General features: G+C 62.7%; 15 protein-coding genes. 11 read left to right on the top strand and 4 right to left on the bottom strand.

Annotated features, from left to right (window positions below):
• Window positions 1-25: 25 nt before the first annotated feature.
• From EBB56_RS05585 to EBB56_RS05565, 5 genes are all read left to right on the top strand, one after another.
• Complete coding sequence (locus tag EBB56_RS05585; RefSeq protein WP_045991728.1) at window positions 26-1,213, top strand: CaiB/BaiF CoA-transferase family protein; 1,188 nt, start codon at window positions 26-28, stop codon at window positions 1,211-1,213.
• 178 nt (window positions 1,214-1,391) lie between these two features.
• Window positions 1,392-2,615 (top strand): alanine--glyoxylate aminotransferase family protein, encoded by a 1,224-nt coding sequence (locus EBB56_RS05580; RefSeq protein WP_108448249.1) that lies wholly within the window; start codon window positions 1,392-1,394, stop codon window positions 2,613-2,615.
• A 65-nt stretch (window positions 2,616-2,680) separates the two neighbouring features.
• Window positions 2,681-5,689, top strand: coding sequence for an FAD-binding and (Fe-S)-binding domain-containing protein (locus EBB56_RS05575; protein ID WP_124803296.1), 3,009 nt, complete (start codon window positions 2,681-2,683; stop codon window positions 5,687-5,689).
• A 101-nt stretch (window positions 5,690-5,790) separates the two neighbouring features.
• Window positions 5,791-6,819: a low-specificity L-threonine aldolase gene (ltaE, locus tag EBB56_RS05570; RefSeq protein WP_045991731.1), complete on the top strand. Its 1,029-nt coding sequence runs from the start codon at window positions 5,791-5,793 to the stop codon at window positions 6,817-6,819.
• 88 nt (window positions 6,820-6,907) lie between these two features.
• Window positions 6,908-7,432, top strand: coding sequence for a gamma carbonic anhydrase family protein (locus EBB56_RS05565; protein WP_045991732.1), 525 nt, complete (start codon window positions 6,908-6,910; stop codon window positions 7,430-7,432).
• Between the two features lie 617 nt (window positions 7,433-8,049).
• Here the strand turns inward: EBB56_RS05565 and EBB56_RS05560 are convergent.
• The gene (locus tag EBB56_RS05560) at window positions 8,050-9,753 is read right to left on the bottom strand and encodes an L-lactate permease (RefSeq protein WP_124803294.1); all 1,704 of its coding nucleotides are present in this window, start codon (window positions 9,751-9,753) and stop codon (window positions 8,050-8,052) included.
• Window positions 9,754-10,110: 357 nt separating this feature from the next.
• Between EBB56_RS05560 and EBB56_RS05555 the strand changes: the two genes are divergently transcribed.
• The 3 genes from EBB56_RS05555 to EBB56_RS05545 all read left to right on the top strand — a co-directional run bounded on the left by EBB56_RS05555 (window position 10,111) and on the right by EBB56_RS05545 (window position 12,002).
• On the top strand, window positions 10,111-10,824 hold the full coding sequence (locus EBB56_RS05555) for a glutathione S-transferase N-terminal domain-containing protein (protein WP_108132429.1): 714 nt from the start codon (window positions 10,111-10,113) through the stop codon (window positions 10,822-10,824).
• 390 nt (window positions 10,825-11,214) lie between these two features.
• Window positions 11,215-11,418 carry a hypothetical protein gene (locus EBB56_RS05550; RefSeq protein WP_124803292.1) on the top strand — a complete coding sequence of 68 codons (204 nt, stop codon included), beginning with the start codon at window positions 11,215-11,217 and terminating at the stop codon, window positions 11,416-11,418.
• A gap of 227 nt (window positions 11,419-11,645) precedes the next feature.
• A complete protein-coding gene (locus EBB56_RS05545) occupies window positions 11,646-12,002 on the top strand; it encodes a hypothetical protein (protein WP_045991735.1) in 357 nt (118 codons plus the stop codon).
• A 185-nt stretch (window positions 12,003-12,187) separates the two neighbouring features.
• On the opposite strand, the gene EBB56_RS05540 is transcribed toward EBB56_RS05545, so the two are convergent.
• Together EBB56_RS05540 and uraD are read right to left on the bottom strand one after the other, a co-directional pair.
• Window positions 12,188-12,373, bottom strand: a complete 186-nt coding sequence (locus tag EBB56_RS05540; RefSeq protein WP_124803290.1) for a hypothetical protein — start codon at window positions 12,371-12,373, stop codon at window positions 12,188-12,190.
• A gap of 345 nt (window positions 12,374-12,718) precedes the next feature.
• Entirely contained in the window at window positions 12,719-13,237 is a 519-nt protein-coding gene (gene uraD / locus EBB56_RS05535) for a 2-oxo-4-hydroxy-4-carboxy-5-ureidoimidazoline decarboxylase (protein WP_045991736.1), read from the bottom strand.
• Window positions 13,238-13,675: 438 nt separating this feature from the next.
• Here uraD and uraH point away from each other — a divergent pair, with 438 nt between their 5' ends.
• The 3 genes from uraH (at window position 13,676) to EBB56_RS05520 (ending at window position 16,184) form a co-directional block, all read left to right on the top strand.
• A complete protein-coding gene (gene uraH, locus EBB56_RS05530) occupies window positions 13,676-14,029 on the top strand; it encodes a hydroxyisourate hydrolase (protein ID WP_045991737.1) in 354 nt (117 codons plus the stop codon).
• Window positions 14,030-14,106: 77 nt separating this feature from the next.
• On the top strand, window positions 14,107-15,339 hold the full coding sequence (locus EBB56_RS05525) for a urate hydroxylase PuuD (RefSeq protein ID WP_045991738.1): 1,233 nt from the start codon (window positions 14,107-14,109) through the stop codon (window positions 15,337-15,339).
• A 110-nt stretch (window positions 15,340-15,449) separates the two neighbouring features.
• Entirely contained in the window at window positions 15,450-16,184 is a 735-nt protein-coding gene (locus tag EBB56_RS05520) for a GntR family transcriptional regulator (RefSeq protein ID WP_083970245.1), read from the top strand.
• Window positions 16,185-16,502: 318 nt separating this feature from the next.
• Here the strand turns inward: EBB56_RS05520 and EBB56_RS05515 are convergent, their stop codons facing one another.
• Entirely contained in the window at window positions 16,503-18,101 is a 1,599-nt protein-coding gene (locus EBB56_RS05515) for an inorganic phosphate transporter (RefSeq protein WP_045995036.1), read from the bottom strand.
• Window positions 18,102-18,323 lie beyond the last annotated feature (222 nt).

Genomic DNA, 18,323 nt, shown 5'->3' with positions numbered 1-18,323 from the left:
AGGCCCTGAGGCAAGGAGAACCACAATGCTGCCACTCGATGGGATCAAGGTACTCGACGTTTCGCAGATCATGGCCGGCCCCTACTGCACCATGGTGCTGGGAGACATGGGCGCCGAGGTGATCAAGGTCGAGAAGGCCAACGGCGGCGACGACAGCCGCCAGATGGGCCCCTACGTCGAGGATGAATCGACCTGTTTCGCCCAGATCAACCGCAACAAGAAGAGCATTTCGCTCAACCTGAAAGAAGAGAAGGGCCGCGAGGTGTTCTATCGCCTCGCCAAGGAAGCCGACGTGGTGGTCGAGAACTATCGACCCGGCGTCACCCAGTCGCTGAAGATCGACTACGACAGCCTCAAGGCGATCAACCCGGGGCTGATCTACTGCTCGATCTCGGGCTACGGCCAGACCGGTCCGTCGCGTCACAAGGGCGGCTTCGACCTGGTGGCCCAGGGCATGAGCGGGCTGATGTCGATGACCGGCGAACCGGGCCGGCGTCCGCTCAAGACCGGGGTCGCCGTCTACGATATCGGCGCCGGCCTGACCGCCATCTACTCGATCCTGGCGGCCTATATCCACCGTCAGCGTAGTGGCGAAGGCCAGCACCTGGACATCGCCATCGCCGAGTGTGGCCTGCCCTGGTTCACCTGGGAGGCGGGTGCCTACTTCTCCGAAGGCCGAGTGCCCGAGGCCACCGGCTGGCGCCATCGGGTGTCCGCGCCCTACCAGGCGATGCGGGTACGCGACGGTTACATGATGCTCGGCTGCGCCAACCAGCGTACCTGGGAGCGCTTCTGCGAGGACGTCATCGAGCGCCCCGAGCTGATGGTCGACGAGCGCTTCAAGACCAACCTCGACCGCGGGGCTAACGTCGAGGCGCTGGAAGCCATCCTCGAGGACATCCTCGGGCAACAGGATCGCGCCTACTGGCTCGATCGCTGTGACGCCGCCGGGGTGCCGGCAGGGCCGATCAACGACTTCGACCAGGCCATGCATGACGAACACTACCTGGCCCGCGAGATGGTGCTGGAGGTCGATCATCCGACCATGGGGCGGATGAAGACCCTGGGCTTTCCCAGCAAGTTCTCGGCGACCCCGTTGGCGATTCGCCAGCCGGCGCCGCTGTTCGCCCAGCACACCGACGAGGTGCTTGGGGAGATCGGGCTGGCAGCGGACGAGATCGACGCGCTGCGTCAGCAGGGTGCCGTGCGCTGACACCGGCACCACCGTGATCGGCAGCTAGCGTCTGGCATGTCGCCGAATCGGTGGGGCGGTGTCACCATAAAAATTGCATTCATTATTACAGATTATTACAAGAGGGGCGTGGCAGCGCTTGGCGCCCGAACAGCTACCCAGGCGTCGCCCAGTGCGACGTCTGGCCAGGAGGCCTTACATGCTGAATCTCGACTTTCATCCCACCGGACGTCACTTCCTCCAGATCCCCGGCCCCTCGCCGGTGCCGGATCGTATCCTGCGGGCCATGAGCCTGCCGACCATCGATCACCGTGGCCCGGAGTTCGGCGCCCTCGGACGTGAATTGCTCGGCAAGGTCGGCAAGATCTTCAAGACCGACAAGCCGGTGATCATCTATCCGGCTTCCGGTACCGGGGCCTGGGAGGCCGCCCTGGCCAATACCCTGTCGCCGGGGGATCAGGTGTTGATGTTCGAGACCGGCCACTTCGCCTCGCTGTGGCATCGTCTGGCCCTGCGTCTTGGACTCGAGCCCGAGTTTCTGGGCCTGCCGGGGGCCGAGGGCTGGCGCCACGGTGTCCAGGCCGACATGATCGAGGCACGCCTCAAGCAAGACACCGAGCAGCGGATCAAGGCGGTGTGCGTGGTCCACAACGAGACCTCCACCGGTGTTACCAGCGACATCGCCGCGGTGCGCCGCGCGATCGACGCCGCCGGTCATCCGGCGCTGTTGCTGGTCGATACTATCTCGGGGCTTGCCAGCGCCGACTATCGCCACGACGAGTGGGGTGTCGACGTCACTATTTCCGGCTCCCAGAAGGGACTGATGCTGCCGCCGGGGATCAGCTTTAACGCGATCTCCGACAAGGCCCTGGCCGCCAGTCGCGAGTCGCGGTTGCCCAAGAGCTTCTGGGCCTGGGACGAGATCCTCGAGGCCAACCAGGGGGGCTACTGGCCCTATACCCCCAATACCAATCTGCTCTACGGCCTCAACGAGGCCATCGACATGCTGCTGGACGAGGGGCTGGATAACGTCCTGGCCCGCCATCAGCGCTGGGCGGCGGGTGTGCGCGCGGCGGTGAACGCCTGGGGACTCGAGATCCAGTGCCAGGACCCCGAGGTCTACTCGCCGGTGCTGACCGGCGTGGTGATGCCGGAGGGCGTCGACGCCGATGCCGTGCGCAAGCTGATCTACGAGCGCTTCGACCTGTCGCTCGGCACCGGGCTTGGCAAGGCCAAGGGGCGCATGTTCCGTATCGGCCACCTGGGCGACTGCAACGACCTGACGCTGATGGCGACCCTGGCCGGCTGCGAGATGGGGCTGAAGCTTTCCGGGGTGAGCCTTGCCGGCAGTGGCGTCGAGGCTGCCATGGCGTACTTCTCCGAGAACCCGGCGCCCCACGTGGCCCGCCTTGCTCGCGATTGAACCACCGCCCGCCCGTCGGCGGCGCTGTCGCCGACGGTCTACCCAGGGTTATCAAGGAGAGGGTGATGAACTCGTTGACGTCTGCCGCCAAGGGGCGGGATGCACGGATCCAGCCGCTGCCGGACTTTGCCGCGCGCCTGGCCAGGGAAATCCAGGGCGAGGTGCTGTTCGACGCCGCCAGTCGCGGCCGTTATTCCACCGACGCCTCGATCTATCAGATCACCCCGGTGGGCGTGGTGATCCCGCGCCATCAGGATGATCTGGCCACGGCCCTGGAGATCGCTCGTGGGGAAGGCATTCCGGTGCTGCCTCGGGGTGGCGGCACCAGTCAGTGCGGCCAGACGGTGGGAGAGGCGCTGGTGATCGACGCCAGCCGCCATCTGAACGGTGTGGTGTCCTTCGACAAGGAAGCGCGTACGGTGGTGGTCGAGCCCGGCATCGTGCTCGATCACCTCAACGCCTGGCTCAAGCCCCATGGCCTGTGGTTCCCGGTGGATGTATCCACCAGCGCCCAGTGCACCCTGGGCGGCATGGCCGGCAACAACTCCTGCGGCTCGCGCTCGATCCACTACGGCAACATGGTGCATAACGTCCAGGCACTGGACGTCCTGCTGGCCGACGGCGAGAAGGTGCACCTCGGTCTGGTCGACGAGCTGGCAGCCGGTTCCCGGGCGGCGCGGCTGGCCGAGCAGGTCGAGGCCATCGCCCGGCGTGAAGGCGAGTGCATCCGCGAGCATTATCCCAAGGTGCTCAGGCGGGTGGCGGGCTACAACCTCGATCTGTTCGACTGTCAGAACCCGCTGCCCTACGAGGCCGACGGTCGTGCCAACCTGGCCCATCTGCTGGTGGGGTCCGAGGGCACCCTGGCGCTGACCCGCCAGTTGACCCTGAAGCTGTCACCTCTGCCGCAGCACAAGGTGCTGGGGGTGGTGAACTTCCCCACCTTCTATCAGGCCATGGACCTGACCCAGCACATCGTGACCCTGTCACCGACGGCGGTGGAACTGGTCGATCAGACCATGATCGCGCTGTCGCTGGAGAATCCGTCCTTCCGTCCGGTGATCGAGAAGGCCCTGATCGGCAAGCCCGAGGCGGTGCTGCTGGTGGAATTCGCCGGCGAGAATCGCGACGAGCTGCTGGCGAGCCTGGCCCGGTTGAACGAGCTGATGGCCGACCTGGGGCTTCCGGACTGTGTCGTCGACATGCCCGAACCCAAGGCCCAGAAGGCGCTGTGGGACGTGCGCAAGGCGGGACTCAACATCATGATGAGCATGAAGGGCGACGGCAAGCCGGTGTCCTTCATCGAGGACTGTGCGGTGCCGCTCGAGCATCTGGCCGAGTACACCGACAAGCTCACCGAGGTGTTCCATCGTCACGGCACTGAGGGCACCTGGTACGCCCACGCCAGCGTCGGCACCCTGCACGTGCGCCCGATTCTCGACATGCGCCGGGACGGCGCCGAGAAGATGCGCGCCATCGCCGAGGAGGCCTCGGCACTGGTCAAGGCCTACAAGGGGGCCTACTCCGGTGAGCACGGCGACGGCATCTGTCGCGGCGAGTGGGTGGCCTGGCAGTTTGGCGAGACACTCAACGACGCCTTCCGCGAGGTCAAGGGGCTGTTCGACCCGGACAACCTGCTCAACCCCGGCAAGATCGTCGACACCCCGAAGATGGACGACTCGCGGCTTTTCCGCTTTCCCGGGGAGTACCAGCGCATCGAACTGACGCCGGTGCTGGACTGGTCGCCCTGGAACGTCGAGCGAGATCCCTTGAACGGCGAGCAGACCCCACCGGGTAGCGGCCGCGATGTCACCGGCGGCCTCGCCAGCGCAGTGGAGATGTGCAACAACAACGGCCACTGCCGCAAGTTCGATGCCGGCACCATGTGTCCTAGCTACCGCATCACCCGCGACGAGAAGCACCTGACCCGCGGCCGCGCCAATACCCTGCGCCTGGTGTTGTCCGGCCAGCTCGGTCGCGACGGCTTGGCCAGCGACGAGGTCAAGGAGGCGCTCGATCTGTGCGTTTCCTGCAAGGGCTGCAAGCGTGACTGTCCCACCGGCGTCGATATGGCGCGGATCAAGATCGAGGCCCGGGCGGCACGGGTCGCCAAGGAAGGGGTGTCGCTGCGCGAGCGACTGATCGGTGACCTGCCCAGGCGCGCACCGGTGCTGCGACGCCTGTCACCCTTGGTGAAGGCCATCGACGGCATGCCCTGGCTGGCCTCACCGCTGAAGCGGGCGCTGGGGCTGGCCGAGGAGCGCGCGCTGCCACGCGTCACCGACGACTACCTGGGGCGGGCCCGACAGGGCGAGCGACCGGCCGTTGCCGACCAGGCGATGAAGGAGGTGGTGCTGTTCGTCGACACCTTCAACAACTATATGGAAGCCGACAACGCCGAGGCCGCCATGCGCGTGCTTCAAGCCGCGGGTTACCGGGTGATCCTGGCGAGCGCTGCGGATCGTCGTCCGCTGTGCTGTGGGCGTACCTACCTGGCCAGCGGTCAGGTCGATCGGGCCCGGGCGGAGGCCGAGCGGACCCTGGCGGCGCTGACCCCCCACGTGGAGAAAGGGCTTGCCGTGGTCGGGCTCGAGCCATCCTGCCTGCTGACCCTGCGCGACGAGTTCCTGGGCTTCGGCCTGGGCGAGCCCGCCAAGCGACTGGCCGAGGCGAGCCTGTTGTTCGAGGAATTTCTGGTGCGCGAGAAGGATGCCGGCAGGCTGGAGCTTTCGCTCGAGGCGCTACCGGTGTCGCGGGCGCTGCTCCACGGCCACTGTCACCAGAAGGCGTTCGATGCCCTGACGCCGGTGCAGCAGGTGCTGTCCTGGATTCCCGAGCTCGAGGTGGAGACCATCCAGTCGTCGTGCTGCGGCATGGCCGGTAGTTTCGGCTACGAGCGTGAGCACTATGAGGCCTCCATGCAGATGGCGGAACTCTCGTTGCTGCCGGCGGTGCGCGACGCCGAGGATGCGCTGATCGTGGCCGACGGCACCAGCTGTCGTCACCAGATTCGTGACGGTGCCGCACGTGAGGCGCGTCATGTCGCCAGGGTGCTGGCCGAGGCGCTGGCCTGAGTCGTCGGGAGGGCAGGGGGCCAATGCGCGTGAGGGCAGTCCTCAGGTGAAGGCCGAACTGGCATACTCGGGGAAAGGGCAGCGCGAACAAGGAGAGCGCCATGATCGACCTACGCAGCGATACCGTGACCCAACCGACCGAGGCCATGCGTGATGCCATGGCCATCGCTCCGGTGGGCGATGACGTCTGGGGTGATGACCCCAGCGTCGCCGCCTTCGAGGCTGAGGTGGCCGATCGCGCGGGCTTCGCCGCGGCGGCCTTCTTTCCCTCCGGCACCCAGAGCAATCTGACCGCCATGCTGGTCCACTGCGCGCGTGGCGACGAAGTGATCGCCGGGCAACGCTCGCACATCTATCGCGATGAAGGCGGCGGTGCCGCTGTCCTTGGCGGCATCCAGCCCCAGCCCCTGGCCCAGCAGGCAGATGGACGCATGGCGCTGGAGGATATCGCCGAGGCCATCAAGGGAGACGATATCCATCATGCGCGAACCCGACTGATCGCACTGGAAAATACCTTTCAGGGCCGGGTATTGCCCCAGGACTATGTGCAGGAGGTGACCGGCCTTGCCGCCGAGAGAGGCCTGGCCTGTCACCTCGATGGCGCCCGCCTGTTCAACGCCAGCGTCGCCACCGGCAAGTCGCTGGCGGAGCTGTGTGCCGGTTTCGATTCTGTATCGCTGTGCTTTTCCAAGGGGCTGGGCGCGCCGGTGGGCTCGTTGCTGGTCGGCGGCGAGCGCTTTATCGCCGCGGCCCGTCGCTGGCGCAAGACGCTGGGAGGCGGCATGCGCCAGTCGGGGCTGCTGGCGGCGGCCTGCCGGCATGCCTTGCATCACCATGTGGAGCGACTGGCCGACGACCACCGTCATGCCCGCCAGCTCGCCGAGTGGCTGGGTGGTATTGAAGGCATCGGGGTGGCAGGTCAGGCCACCAACATGGTCTTTCTCGACGTGCCGGCTCCTCACTGCGCCGCACTGGAGGGCTTTCTTGCCGAGCGTGGCATCTTGATCGCGGTGAGGCCGCGCACCCGCCTGGTGACCCATCTGGGGGTCAGCGAGTCGGATGTACGCCGAGTGGCGACGGAGATCGCAGCGTACTTTGCCTCTCTCGCACAGGAACCGATAACGGAGTAGGCAGAGTTTGGAAACAGCGTCCACTATATAGGCAGGGTGGGCGCCCAGCGCCCCCCATCCACAAGGATAACCTCGTCAGGAGCGGGCCATGGCCATCTATCGTCTGGGTAACCATTCCCCCCATATTCATCGCACCGTCTTCGTCGCCGAGAGCGCCGAGGTCATCGGCCAGGTGAAAATCCATGAAGACGCCAGCATCTGGTACCAGGCGGTACTCAGGGGCGACACCGAATCACTTGAAGTGCGTGAAGGCAGTAATATCCAGGATGGCGCCGTGCTGCATGCCGACCCCGGCTACCCGCTGTCGGTGGGACCGGGCGTCACGGTGGGGCACCAGGCGATGTTGCATGGCTGCACCGTGGGCGAGGGCTCGTTGATCGGCATCCAGGCGGTGGTGCTCAACGGCGCGGTGATCGGCAAGAACTGCCTGATCGGGGCAGGGGCGCTGGTCAAGGAAGGCGCCGAGATCCCCGACAACAGCCTTGTCGTCGGCTCGCCGGGCAAGGTGATCCGGCAACTGGACGACAAGGCCATCGCCGCACTCAAGACCAATGCCGAGGGCTACGTGACCAAGGCGCGGCTACATCGTACCCGGCTGGCTCGCATCGGCTAGGTCATCAGAGCCTGCGCTCTTCGACGTTTCGGACAGCGCCTGGCCCCCCTTCGCAAGAGGCCACGGACACTTCGCCGCGCTGTCTGTGGTCTGTGGGCAACTCGTCATCACCCTGGAGGGAGCAGCGTCCCCGGCCTAGAGATGTCGTCGGGTCGGCCTTCTGTGCCGCTTGACCCTGTGTGGACCGGGAGCCTTGTGCCTCAGCAACAGCATGGATTCCGAGGATCTCGCGCCGTTGGTAATCACCACGACGGCGATCACGGTGATCATGGCAAGCAGCAGATAGGACATCTGAATTTCCCCTGGTCGAGAGTCGTGGCCCTTGTCGAGGCCATGCGTCCGTGGGCGCTCACGAAGAGCCATCCCCTGGTCAGCACGCAGGCGACGCGCCTTGCCGGTGAACCTGAAAGCAAGAATGCTGCACGTGCGTACTACACTGAATTAACTCTAGGCGCAGGGTATAAGGGTCGCCATATCAGCACAGAGGTAGTCAAACTGTGCTTAGAGTGGCGCAGTTCTCGAGCAAAGGTGGCGCCTGTCGCCAACAAGAAGGGGGTGTCATCGTCGATGACACCCCCTTGTCGGTCAGCCAGGTGGCGCCTGGCTTGGCGTAGTGCCTACTGCAATAGCCCCATCAGCGGGTCGGAGATACCGACGACCTGCATCGCCACCAGCCCGATCAGCCCCGCCGCGAGCACATAGTAGATGGTCGGCAGGATGGTCTTGCGAATGGTGATGCCCTCGCGTCCCAGCAGGCCCACGGTGGCCGAGGCGGCTACCACGTTGTGGATGGCGATCATGTTGCCGGCGGCGGCGCCGACGGCCTGAAGCGCCACCATCAGCGCGGTGGACACACCGAGTTGCTGGGCCACGTTGAACTGGAAGTCTGCCAGCATCAGGTTGGACACGGTGTTGGAGCCGGCGATGAAGGCACCCAGCGCGCCGACGGCAGGAGCGAACAGCGGATAGATGTCGCCGACACCGTTGGCCACCGCGGTGGCCATGGCCACCGGCATGGAGGCCAGATCCGCGCCGTTGACGCCGGAGTTGATCAGAATGCGCACCATGGGGATGGTGAACACCAGCACGAAGCCGGCGCCCAGCAGGGTACGGCTGGATTCACTGAAGGCCGCCTTGAGCTGATTGCCGTTCATGCGATGCATCAGAGCGGTGATCAGCACCACCATCAGCAGGATTCCGCCGGGCAGGTAGAGTGGCTGCAGGCTGCCGGAGATACCGGCCTCACCCAGGATGTCGCTGAAGCCCAGGCTTACCGAGGTCAGTGCCTGCTTGAACGGCTCGATGGTACGTGACGCCACCAGCAGTACCGCCAGCAGCACGTAGGGCAGCCAGCCCATGAAGGTGCTCATCGGTGCGCGGCCCACGACCTCGTCGGCTTTGATGCTGAGCTTGCCGATCCAGTGGGCAGGCCAGCTGTCACTTTCCGGGAAGTCCCAGCTCTTTTCGGGAATCAGGAAACCGCGACGGGCGGCCGGGACCACGATGGCAAGGCCTACCATGGCGCCGATCATCGACGGGAATTCGGGGCCCAAGAAGACCCCGGCCAGGGCGTAGGGCACCACGAAGGCGACGCCTGCGAAGATCGCGAAGGGAGCAATCGCCAGGCCTTCCTTCCAGGAGCGGTTGGCACCGAAGAAGCGCACCATGACGCTGACCATGATCAGCGGCATCAGCACGCCGACCACGGCATGCACCACCGCGACTTCTCCGGCAATCAGGCGGAAGTACTCCATCCAGGTGGAGCCGCCGGCTTCCAGCGTCTCGGTGATGCCGACCCTGTCCAGGCCTCCGGCGACACCGACCACGATGGGAGTACCGACGGCGCCGAAGGACACCGGGGTGGACTGGATCATCATGCCCACCACCACGGCGGCCAGTGCCGGGAATCCCAGCGCGACCATCAGCGGGGCGGCCACCGCCGCCGGCGTGCCGAAGCCCGAGGCGCCCTCGATGAAGCAGCCGAACAGCCAGGCCACGATGATCGCCTGGACGCGGCGGTCCGGGCTAATGCCGGAGAAGCCATTGCGAATGGCGGCGATACCGCCGGAGTGCTTCAGGGTGTTGAGCAGCAGGATGGCGCCGAAGATGATCCACAGGATCGCCACGGTCAGGATCAATCCTTGCAGGGTCGAGGCCAGGACCCGTGTGAAGGTCATGTCCCAGGCCACCAGGGCAATCAGCGCGGTGACCAGAAAGACGATGGGCATGGCGACCTTGGCGGCCATGCGCATGCCGATCAGCAGGATGCCGGCCAGTATGAGCGGCACAAAGGCTATCAAGGCTAGAGTGGTGTCGGTCATGGTGTTGGGGTCTCTTGTCGTGTCCTTGTTTGTAATATCCGTTGTGTCGAAGTTGGCGGTCTCACGCCGGGGTAAGGCTCGGACAAGGCGGCACGATAAGCCGACTAGCGAAATCGTTCTAGACTGGGATATTGGTCAGACCAATGCGGTGCTGACGACTCCTCGTCCGATCATTCTTCAAATTTATTGTTTAACAGTAGGTTAGAGGCGACAAAGACGCTGGAGGCGGGTGCGAACGAGGCTAGTTTCTTAGACTAATGGACAGGTTTGTCTCCATCCCTCAGGAAATCATGGCGTTGGCGAGGTGGGCGGTTGATGGCACTATCGGCAGACATTCCCCTTCTAGAGGTATCTGGCATGGCCCTGGTGATGTACGACCTGTGTGGCATCGACGAATCACTGCGTTTTTCTCCCTTCTGCTGGCGAGCCAAGCTGGCCATCGCCCACAAGGGGCTCGAGGTGGAGGCGCGGCCCTGGTGCTTTACCGAAAAGGAAAAGCTCGAATTCACGGACCATGACAAGGTCCCGGTGCTGATCGATGGCGACGAAGTGATCACCGACAGTTTCGAGATCCTGCGTTACCTGGATCGTGCCTACCCTGAGGCCCCGACGCTGCTTGGCGGTCCCTTGGCCGAATCCCGCGCCCGCTTTTTCAAGCACTACAGCGAGCGTGCCCTGCAGTTGCCGATCCTGCGCACCATCGTGATGGACCTGATGAACGCCATCCATCCCAAGGACCGCGACTACTTCCGCACCACTCGTGAAAAACGCCTGGGCATGACCCTGGAGCAGTTCCATTCTCCGGCCAAGGGGCTCAGCCAGCTCGATAGCGCCCTGGAGCCACTGCGTGGCCAGCTGTCGGGAAGCGACTTCATCGATGGCGATGCGCCCGGTGCGGCGGACTACCTGGTGTTTGCCAACTTCATGTGGGCGCGTTCGGTGTCCACCGCGGATCTGGTGTCCAATGCCGATCCGGTCTACGCCTGGATCGAGCGGATGCTTGATGCCAATGGCGGTGTCGGCCGCAACGCGGTGCGCATCTGTGATATCGAAGGCGCCTATCGCGCCTGATCCTTGCTGCCGAGCGAGGCGGCACCCTGATATCGTCGTCTCGCTCTTTGCTCTTTGCTCTTTGCTCTTTGCTCTCTGCTCTCTGCTCTCTGCTCTCTGCTCTCTGCTCTCGACTCCTCGATGCGCCTCCCTCCTCAGTTTCCTTCGGTAAGCCTTCGCCTTTAGTCTGCTGCGATCATGACCCCACGGTTATTACCGCATGTCGATCATGGCTTTAGAGGATCGCCGGCAAGGGCCCTCGTCTTGGCTAATCTTCCAGATATCTTTTGGAAGGGCATCGGACAACGCTGCGGTAGCTGTACCGAGCTGGTGAATCTGCGTGCAAGTTGCCCCGGTGGTCCGTCGGAAATGGCGAAACAGCGGTTCTGTGCTTGATGACGAAGCTGTCGATTGTCGCTACTGCCGATTGTCGCTGCTGTCGATTGTCTCTATCGGCAACCGTCGTTATTGGCGATTGTATTTGTCGTTATTTCTTACAAAAGCGTGTTTATTGTGATTCTGGAGCTGGCGCCGCTGCTGTCATCAGAGCGTCAATCATCTACTGCTATGGTGCGAATGGTGCGCCGCTGGGTAGATGCTGAGAATGCTGGGTGACTATACCCGCGTTAGTGTAATTAGTGGCTCGTATATGCCTTATATGATGTTGCGGTGCAGCAAGGTGCGTTCTAGTCTTCACATGCGAGACGATTCTGTGCTCGTTTGAAGACGATATGTAACCGGTGCAGCACAAGATACTGCCAGGCTGCCTCGTCTCGTCGTTGTTACGGCGATCAGGCTGCCCGTGGGCCGAGCGTGCTGGCATACCTATAGGGAGTACCAACATGAGCGAGAACAAGGCAATGCCGACAATGGAAAACATGATCCCCTCCATGGACAAATTGTTGAGTCCGTGGCGTGAGGGGAGCCTGCTGACGCTGGAATATTCCCAGAAGATGCTGGATGTGCGTTTCAAGACTATGGACTCCGCCATGAAGGCAGGTATCGCACAGGCCCGGTCCTGGTGCGAAGTGCGCGATGCCGAAAGTCTGAAGAACGCCAGCCAGTCCCAGCAGGAAACCCTGTCGGTGATCGGAGAGAGCCTGCGCGAGGAGAGCGAGACGTTGCTCAAGTTGAGCAAGGAGTACCAGGAAAAGTGTCAAGGAGTGGCCAAGGAAGCGCTGGATTCGGCCAAGGAGTAGCGGCGAAGCTGGTACGTTCTGGACGCCAGGGGCGTCGGCTGGAGACATCGGCTAGCGTCATCGGCGAGGAATATTGCCCGCAGACACGGCCCGGATACATGGCTCGGTGATGTGGCTCGGCGATATGGCCCGGCGATATGGTCCGGAGAAATCGACGTCGACAGTCGATGATGACACCGGCAGGCTCAAGCAGCGATATCAAAAAAGAAGAATGGAGCCAGCAGGAACGTCACCAGCAAGCGTTTAGCTAGCAGGAAATTAGCTAAAACGAAATTAGCTAAAAAGAGATTAGTCAGAAATAAATAAAGCAGTAAAAAAGGGTGCCAGGCCCCGAGCGACAGGCGCTGCGCAAGTCGCGGAAAGGTGGGCACGAGCGTAATGGTCCCGCCTTGGGTGCAGTTTCAGCATGGTCGTGAGATGAGGTAGTGCAACTCAAGCGAGAGCGACGAGCCCCAGAAGTGAGGTAGCGCAACTCTATTGTCGTGCAGCTGGCAGGGTCCAGAGCATGACTCGGTGGTTCGCTGAACGTGGCCGATGGGCACCGCGTGAAAGGGTCTGGTAGGCCGCCATCCACATGGGGCCGTTCATCCACGACCAGCCCGGACGCGAAAAGCGTGACGATTTCAGGATGACGAGAGCGCCAAGGCCTCTGGTCATCGACGTAGGGTTTGGCGGCCGGTCACCAGGTGACCGGCCGTTTTTGTGTGCTTGCTACTTCAGCTAGCGCGATCTTCCAGTCGGAACCGAGCGATCCGATTGATCTGCACCACGGCTTCCTGCCTTTCCTGCTCGGCTGAGTTGTTCAGGCGCTGTTCGAAGGCGGCGAGGATGGTGTGCCGATTGCCGCCCTTGACCGCCATGATGAAGGGAATACCAAAACGCGCCTTGTAGCTTTCGTTGAGGCGGGTGAAGCGCTCCAGCTCCTCCGGGGTGCACTGGTCCAGCCCGGCCCCGGCCTGCTCGCGGGTGGAGTCGTTGGTCAACTCGCCTGCGGCGGCAGCCTTGCCGGCAAGATCAGGGTGCGCCCGGATGACCTGCAGCTGTTCCTCCGGGGAGGCGTCGCTGAGGACCTGGCCCATGTGCTCGGCAAGACGTACCGGGTCGTCATGCTGCTCGTTCAGGCCACGATCGAAGGCACGCTCCGCCACCCAGGGTGAGTGCTCGAAGACGTCTCCGTAGGTGGTCACGAATTGGGTCTTGTCCATCTGGCTGGGGCGTTGGGTGAGGCTAGGCATGGGGAGTGGCTCCTGTCATGACGGCAAGGTAGATGGGGACGAGCATAGCTCTGATGACTCGTTGGTGTCGGTCACACCTTGTTGGCAGCGGGCGTAGGCGCAGACGGCAAGAGGTCGGTCGAGCCTTTGTTGCTGTCGGCAAACACCAGGCAGCTATGCATGCTCAAACTGTATACAAAAAATAGTTTGAAATGTACTCTTAATTTGGTCAATGATGTATGTTGTCATGGTTCCACACCACCATGCACTGGTTCCGCCATGCCGGCATCGCTGAAGTCATCTTCGTGTTGCTGCAAGCCACGACCGGCGAAAGCCTCTGGCCAGGTGTGACGAGAGACGATGATGCTCCATATCAGTGATTCACTTTAGCCAGTCCAGGACTGGATACATTGACCCGCTGATCGACCCGCTGATGACCCGCGAGAGGGGAGGACACTTATGGGACGCCTGACCACCCATGTACTGGATACCGCGCTTGGCCGCCCAGGCCAGGGGATTCGTATTGAGCTCTTCCGCATCCTTGGCGACGAACGTCAGCGCCTCGGGGAGACGATGACCAACGATGACGGGCGCTGCGATAGCCCGATCCTCGAAGGCGACGACTTCGTCGAAGGAGAGTACGAACTGCTGTTTCACGCCGGTGACTATCTGCGCGCCCTGGGTGTCGAGGCCTCGGAGCCGCGTTTCCTCGATCGGATTCCCCTGAGATTCGGCGTGGCGGATGCCAGTGAGCACTACCATGTGCCGCTCTTGCTGTCGCCTTATAGCTACTCCACCTACCGCGGCAGCTGAGCGTCATTGAGCACGATCAACCAGGCAGCCATCGATATTGACTGCCTTCCAACAACAACTGAAGTCGAGATAGGGCCATGTCATCGTACCTGTTGGACGTGAGCAATTTTCTGCTGCGCTGGCTGCATGTCATCGCGGCCATCGCCTGGATAGGCGAGTCGATCTACTTTGTCATGCTGGACAACTCGTTGAAGACCCCCAAGGACGAAGAAGACCGCGGCAAGGGTGTGTTCGGCGAAATGTGGGCGGTCCACGGGGGCGGCTTCTACCACAATCAGAAATACGCCACGGCGCCGGCCAAGCTGCCGGACGATCTGCACTGGTCCTTCTGGAAGGCCTATACCACCTGGCTGTCCGGTTTTGCGCTGTTCGTGATTCTGTACATGGCCAACCCCAGTTTCTATCTAGTCAACCCCCAGAGTCCCTGGGAGTGGGCCGCCAATCTGTCCGGCTGGCAGGCCAATGTGGTGGCTCTGCTGTTCCTGCTCGGTGGCTGGGTCGTCTACAACGAGATGTGCAAGCGTGTCAGTCCCAACATGGAGCGCGATGGCCTCTTGAGCCTGGGTGTCGCCGTCATGATGGTGGTGGTGGCCTACCTCAGCGTGCATATCTTCGCCGGACGTGCCGCCTTCCTGCTGACCGGTGCCGTCATGGCCACCGCCATGTCCGCCAACGTCTTCTTCTGGATCATTCCGGGTCAGCGCCGCATGGTGAAGGCGATGAAGGCGGGCGAGACGCCCAACCCCCTGGATGGCAAGCGCGGCAAGCAGCGCTCCGTGCACAACACCTACTTCACCCTGCCGGTGGTGCTGCTGATGATCAGCAACCACTATTCCTTCGCCTATACCAGCGACTGGGCCTGGGTGATCATGGCGCTCTTGATCTTTGCCGGCGCCCTGATTCGCCAGTACTTCGTGCTGATGCACAGCGGTCAGCACAAGCCGAGCTACCCGGCAGCCGGGGTGGCGCTGATTCTGGTGGCCTTCGCGGTGGGGGCTCCGAGCCTGACGACCAGTCCGGCCGCCGACAACGCCAACAGCGGCAGCAGTGCACCGGTTGCATCCGACGCTTCGCCGTTGGCCCAGGTGCATGCCGTCATGCAGGAGCGCTGTGTCAGCTGCCACGCCGCCCAGCCCGCCCACGCCGGATTCACCGCTCCGCCCGCCGGTGTGGCGCTTGAAACCGAGGCCCAGGTCGAGCAGCAGAAGGCCGCGATCCAGCAGGTGGTCGCCAGCGGCTATATGCCGCTTGGCAACCTGACCCAGATGACCGACGAGGAGCGTGCTCTGGTCGCCAACTGGGGCGAATAGAGGACCAGGATGAGCCGCAGTTGCCCCGGCGGGATGCGGGGAACTGCGGTTCTTTCCTGTCGGTATATCTCGTATACAATGGGGATATATTGCATCCGAGGACAGTGTCGATGAATCAGCGCGTGAAGCCTTCGCCCCCCGCCTCACCGGCCCCCAGACAGGGCAAGAACGGTGACGGCGCCGAGCGTCACGAGGCCATTCATCGCTCGATCAGCGACGCCATCATCGAGCACCGGCTCAAGCCGGGCGCACGTTTGCGCGAGGATGCCCTGTCCGAGGTGTTCGGGGTCAGTCGTACCGGCATTCGCAAGATCCTGCAGCGCCTGGCGCTGGAGCAGCTCGTCACCCTGACGCCACGCCGTGGCGCCAGCGTGACGCGTCCTACCGCTGACGAAGCCAAGGACGTGTTCGACGCCCGCCAGATGGTCGAGTGCGGGCTGATGTCGGATATCGCCAGGCGCATCACCCAGGACGACATCGTCACCCTCAAGGACATGGCCCAGCGCGAGCGGGAAGCGCTGCGCAGCGGCGAGCAGAGCGTTGCGATTCGCCTGTCCGCCGACTTCCACACCTATCTGGCCCGGGTCTCCGGCAACCGCACCCTGGCGGATTTCGTCGAGCGCCTGTGTTCGCGCAGTTCGCTGATTCTGGCGGTCTATGGCAACGCCGGGCACCTGGGCTGCGAGTCACACGACCATCAGGATCTGATCCAGTACCTGGAAGACGGCAAGGGCGAGCGCGCCGCCGCCTTCATGGGCCGCCACCTCAAGGCCATCGAGGCCTCGTTGTCGATCGTCGAGGAAGAGGACGAGGCGCCCAACCTGTTCGATATCTTTGCGCCCTGACGGCGACAAGTGATCTAGCGGCGGAGCAGCGGCCACTCGACCGCTGGTAAACGCCCGGATTTGACAGGTTTCGGCCCCGCTGACGCCATGGTGTCAGCGGGGCCGTCTTGCGTATGGCCGTGGCCTGAAACAGCTCGCTTTCTTTAATCGCAACAGCCTTACCCAGGGCTAGGCGCTGTCCGAAAAGTCGACGAGCGAAGGTTAGACAAGGCAAAAATCGGTGAGAAAGCGCAGTTTACGGGGTGTAAATGAGCAATTTGATCCGATTTTTTAACGCCGTATTACCGAGCGCAGGCACTTTTCAGACAAGCCCTAGTCCTAGCCAAAGATTGTGCGCAACGTCACGAAGGACACCGCACTGATGGCCCCTGCTGCCGGCAGCGTAATGATCCAGGCAAGGCCGATCGGCTTCATCAGGGTCCAGTTGGTCTGGTGGTTGACCAGACCAATCCCCAGCACCGCGCCGATCAGAATGTGCGTACTGGAGACCGGAAGACCCATGATCGTGGCAAGCATGACGACTCCGGCAGCCGCCAGTTCGGCGGCGAATCCCGAGGCCGGATGCATGGCCGTCAGGTTGTGGCCCACCGTCTGGATCACCTCCTTGCCGATAAACCAGAGCCCGACGATCAGCGCTACCCCGAAGGTGATCATGGCTACCGGAGGAATCGCCGCCTCGCTGCCGATGGCACCATTACGCAGTACGTCGAGGATGGCCGCGAAGGGACCGATGGCGTTGGCGATGTCGTTGGAACCATGACTGAAGGCGAAGCCGGCGGCGGTGAAAACCTGCATCCAGCTGAACATCAGGAAGGTGGAACGTGACAGCGAGTTGCCCTTGAGGGTCTTGGCAAAGATGAAGGTTGCCATCCACACGACGGCCCCGATCATGCCCATGATCATGTAGTTGTTGAGGGTGGTCAGACCCAGTTCCAGGTGCTTGAAGCCCTTGAACAGAAGCATGGCGGAAATGATCATGGCACCACCGGCGGCCACCATCGGTACCCAGTTCTGCAGGGCTCGGTGGGCGTCGACATCTTCGCGCTGCTTCTCGATGCGCGAAAGCTCCTTGAAGTAGTCCGACTCGAACTCGGCGCTTTCGTAGTCCTGGTCGTGGTAAGCCTGGACATCACGTGTCATGGCGTGGGTATAGGAGATCTTCTGGATTTCCGAGAGTCGCTCGAAGGCCTCCTTGTGGCGGCGGTCGTTCTCGTACTTCTGGCGCTTTATCTCCTTGAGGCGATTCTCGGCTTCGTCGTTGTAGCTGAGGATGTGCTTCTTGATCAGCCCGAACAGGGCGTAGGAGACCAGACCGCCCAGTACCGGCGACAGCACCCAGGACACCGCGATCTGCCAGATCTGGTCCCACTGCACCAGTTCCATGCTGTGGACGCCCGGAGTCAAGGCGCCGAGTACCAGCGAGGAGCCGACGATGGCGCCGATGATCGAGTGGGTGGTGGAGACCGGATAGCCTTTCTTGCTGGCGAACAGCAGCCACAGGGCGGCGGCGATCAAGGCCGACATCATGATGTAGACGAAGTCCATCGGCGCGACAGTAAAGCCGGATAGGTCGACGATACCCTTGCGAATGGTGTCGGTGACCTGGCCGCCGGCGATCACCGCACCGCTGACCTCGAACACTGCTGCCACCAGCAGTGCCTGCTTGATGGTAAGGGTGCCGGCGCCGACGCTGGTGCCGAAGGAGTTGGCGACATCATTGCCACCAATATTGAAGGCCATGAACACCCCGAACAGGGTGGCCAGTCCAAAGACCAGGGGAAAATGGCCCTGAGTGTAGCCAGACCCCCAGAACAGAAAGTAGCCGACGGTGGCAAACAGCAGCACGGCGAAGGCCAGGCTGAGGCCGGAAGGCCTGAATCCCGACGATGTCGATACGGAATGACTGGGTGTTGTCATTGGATGTCCTCATGTTGGGCCGGCCTGAAGAAGATGGACGGCGGGAAGAGGACGACGATGGAGGGGGCGCTTTACGGATTTGTTGCAATGTGATGGAGCACTATACTCTATCGCGTTTTTTGCGCTGTTTTGCGCGCAAATAGGGTGAAGGTGTAGGTGATGGCGCGAGACTTGAAAGACTTTTCGTACCCACCTTTCGCAGCTAGCCTACCGCCTGACGAC

The organism is Halomonas sp. YLB-10, assembly GCF_003856855.1.
Taxonomy (GTDB): Bacteria; Pseudomonadota; Gammaproteobacteria; order Pseudomonadales; family Halomonadaceae; genus Halomonas; species Halomonas litopenaei.
This window is presented reverse-complemented; position numbering and strand designations above follow the sequence as displayed.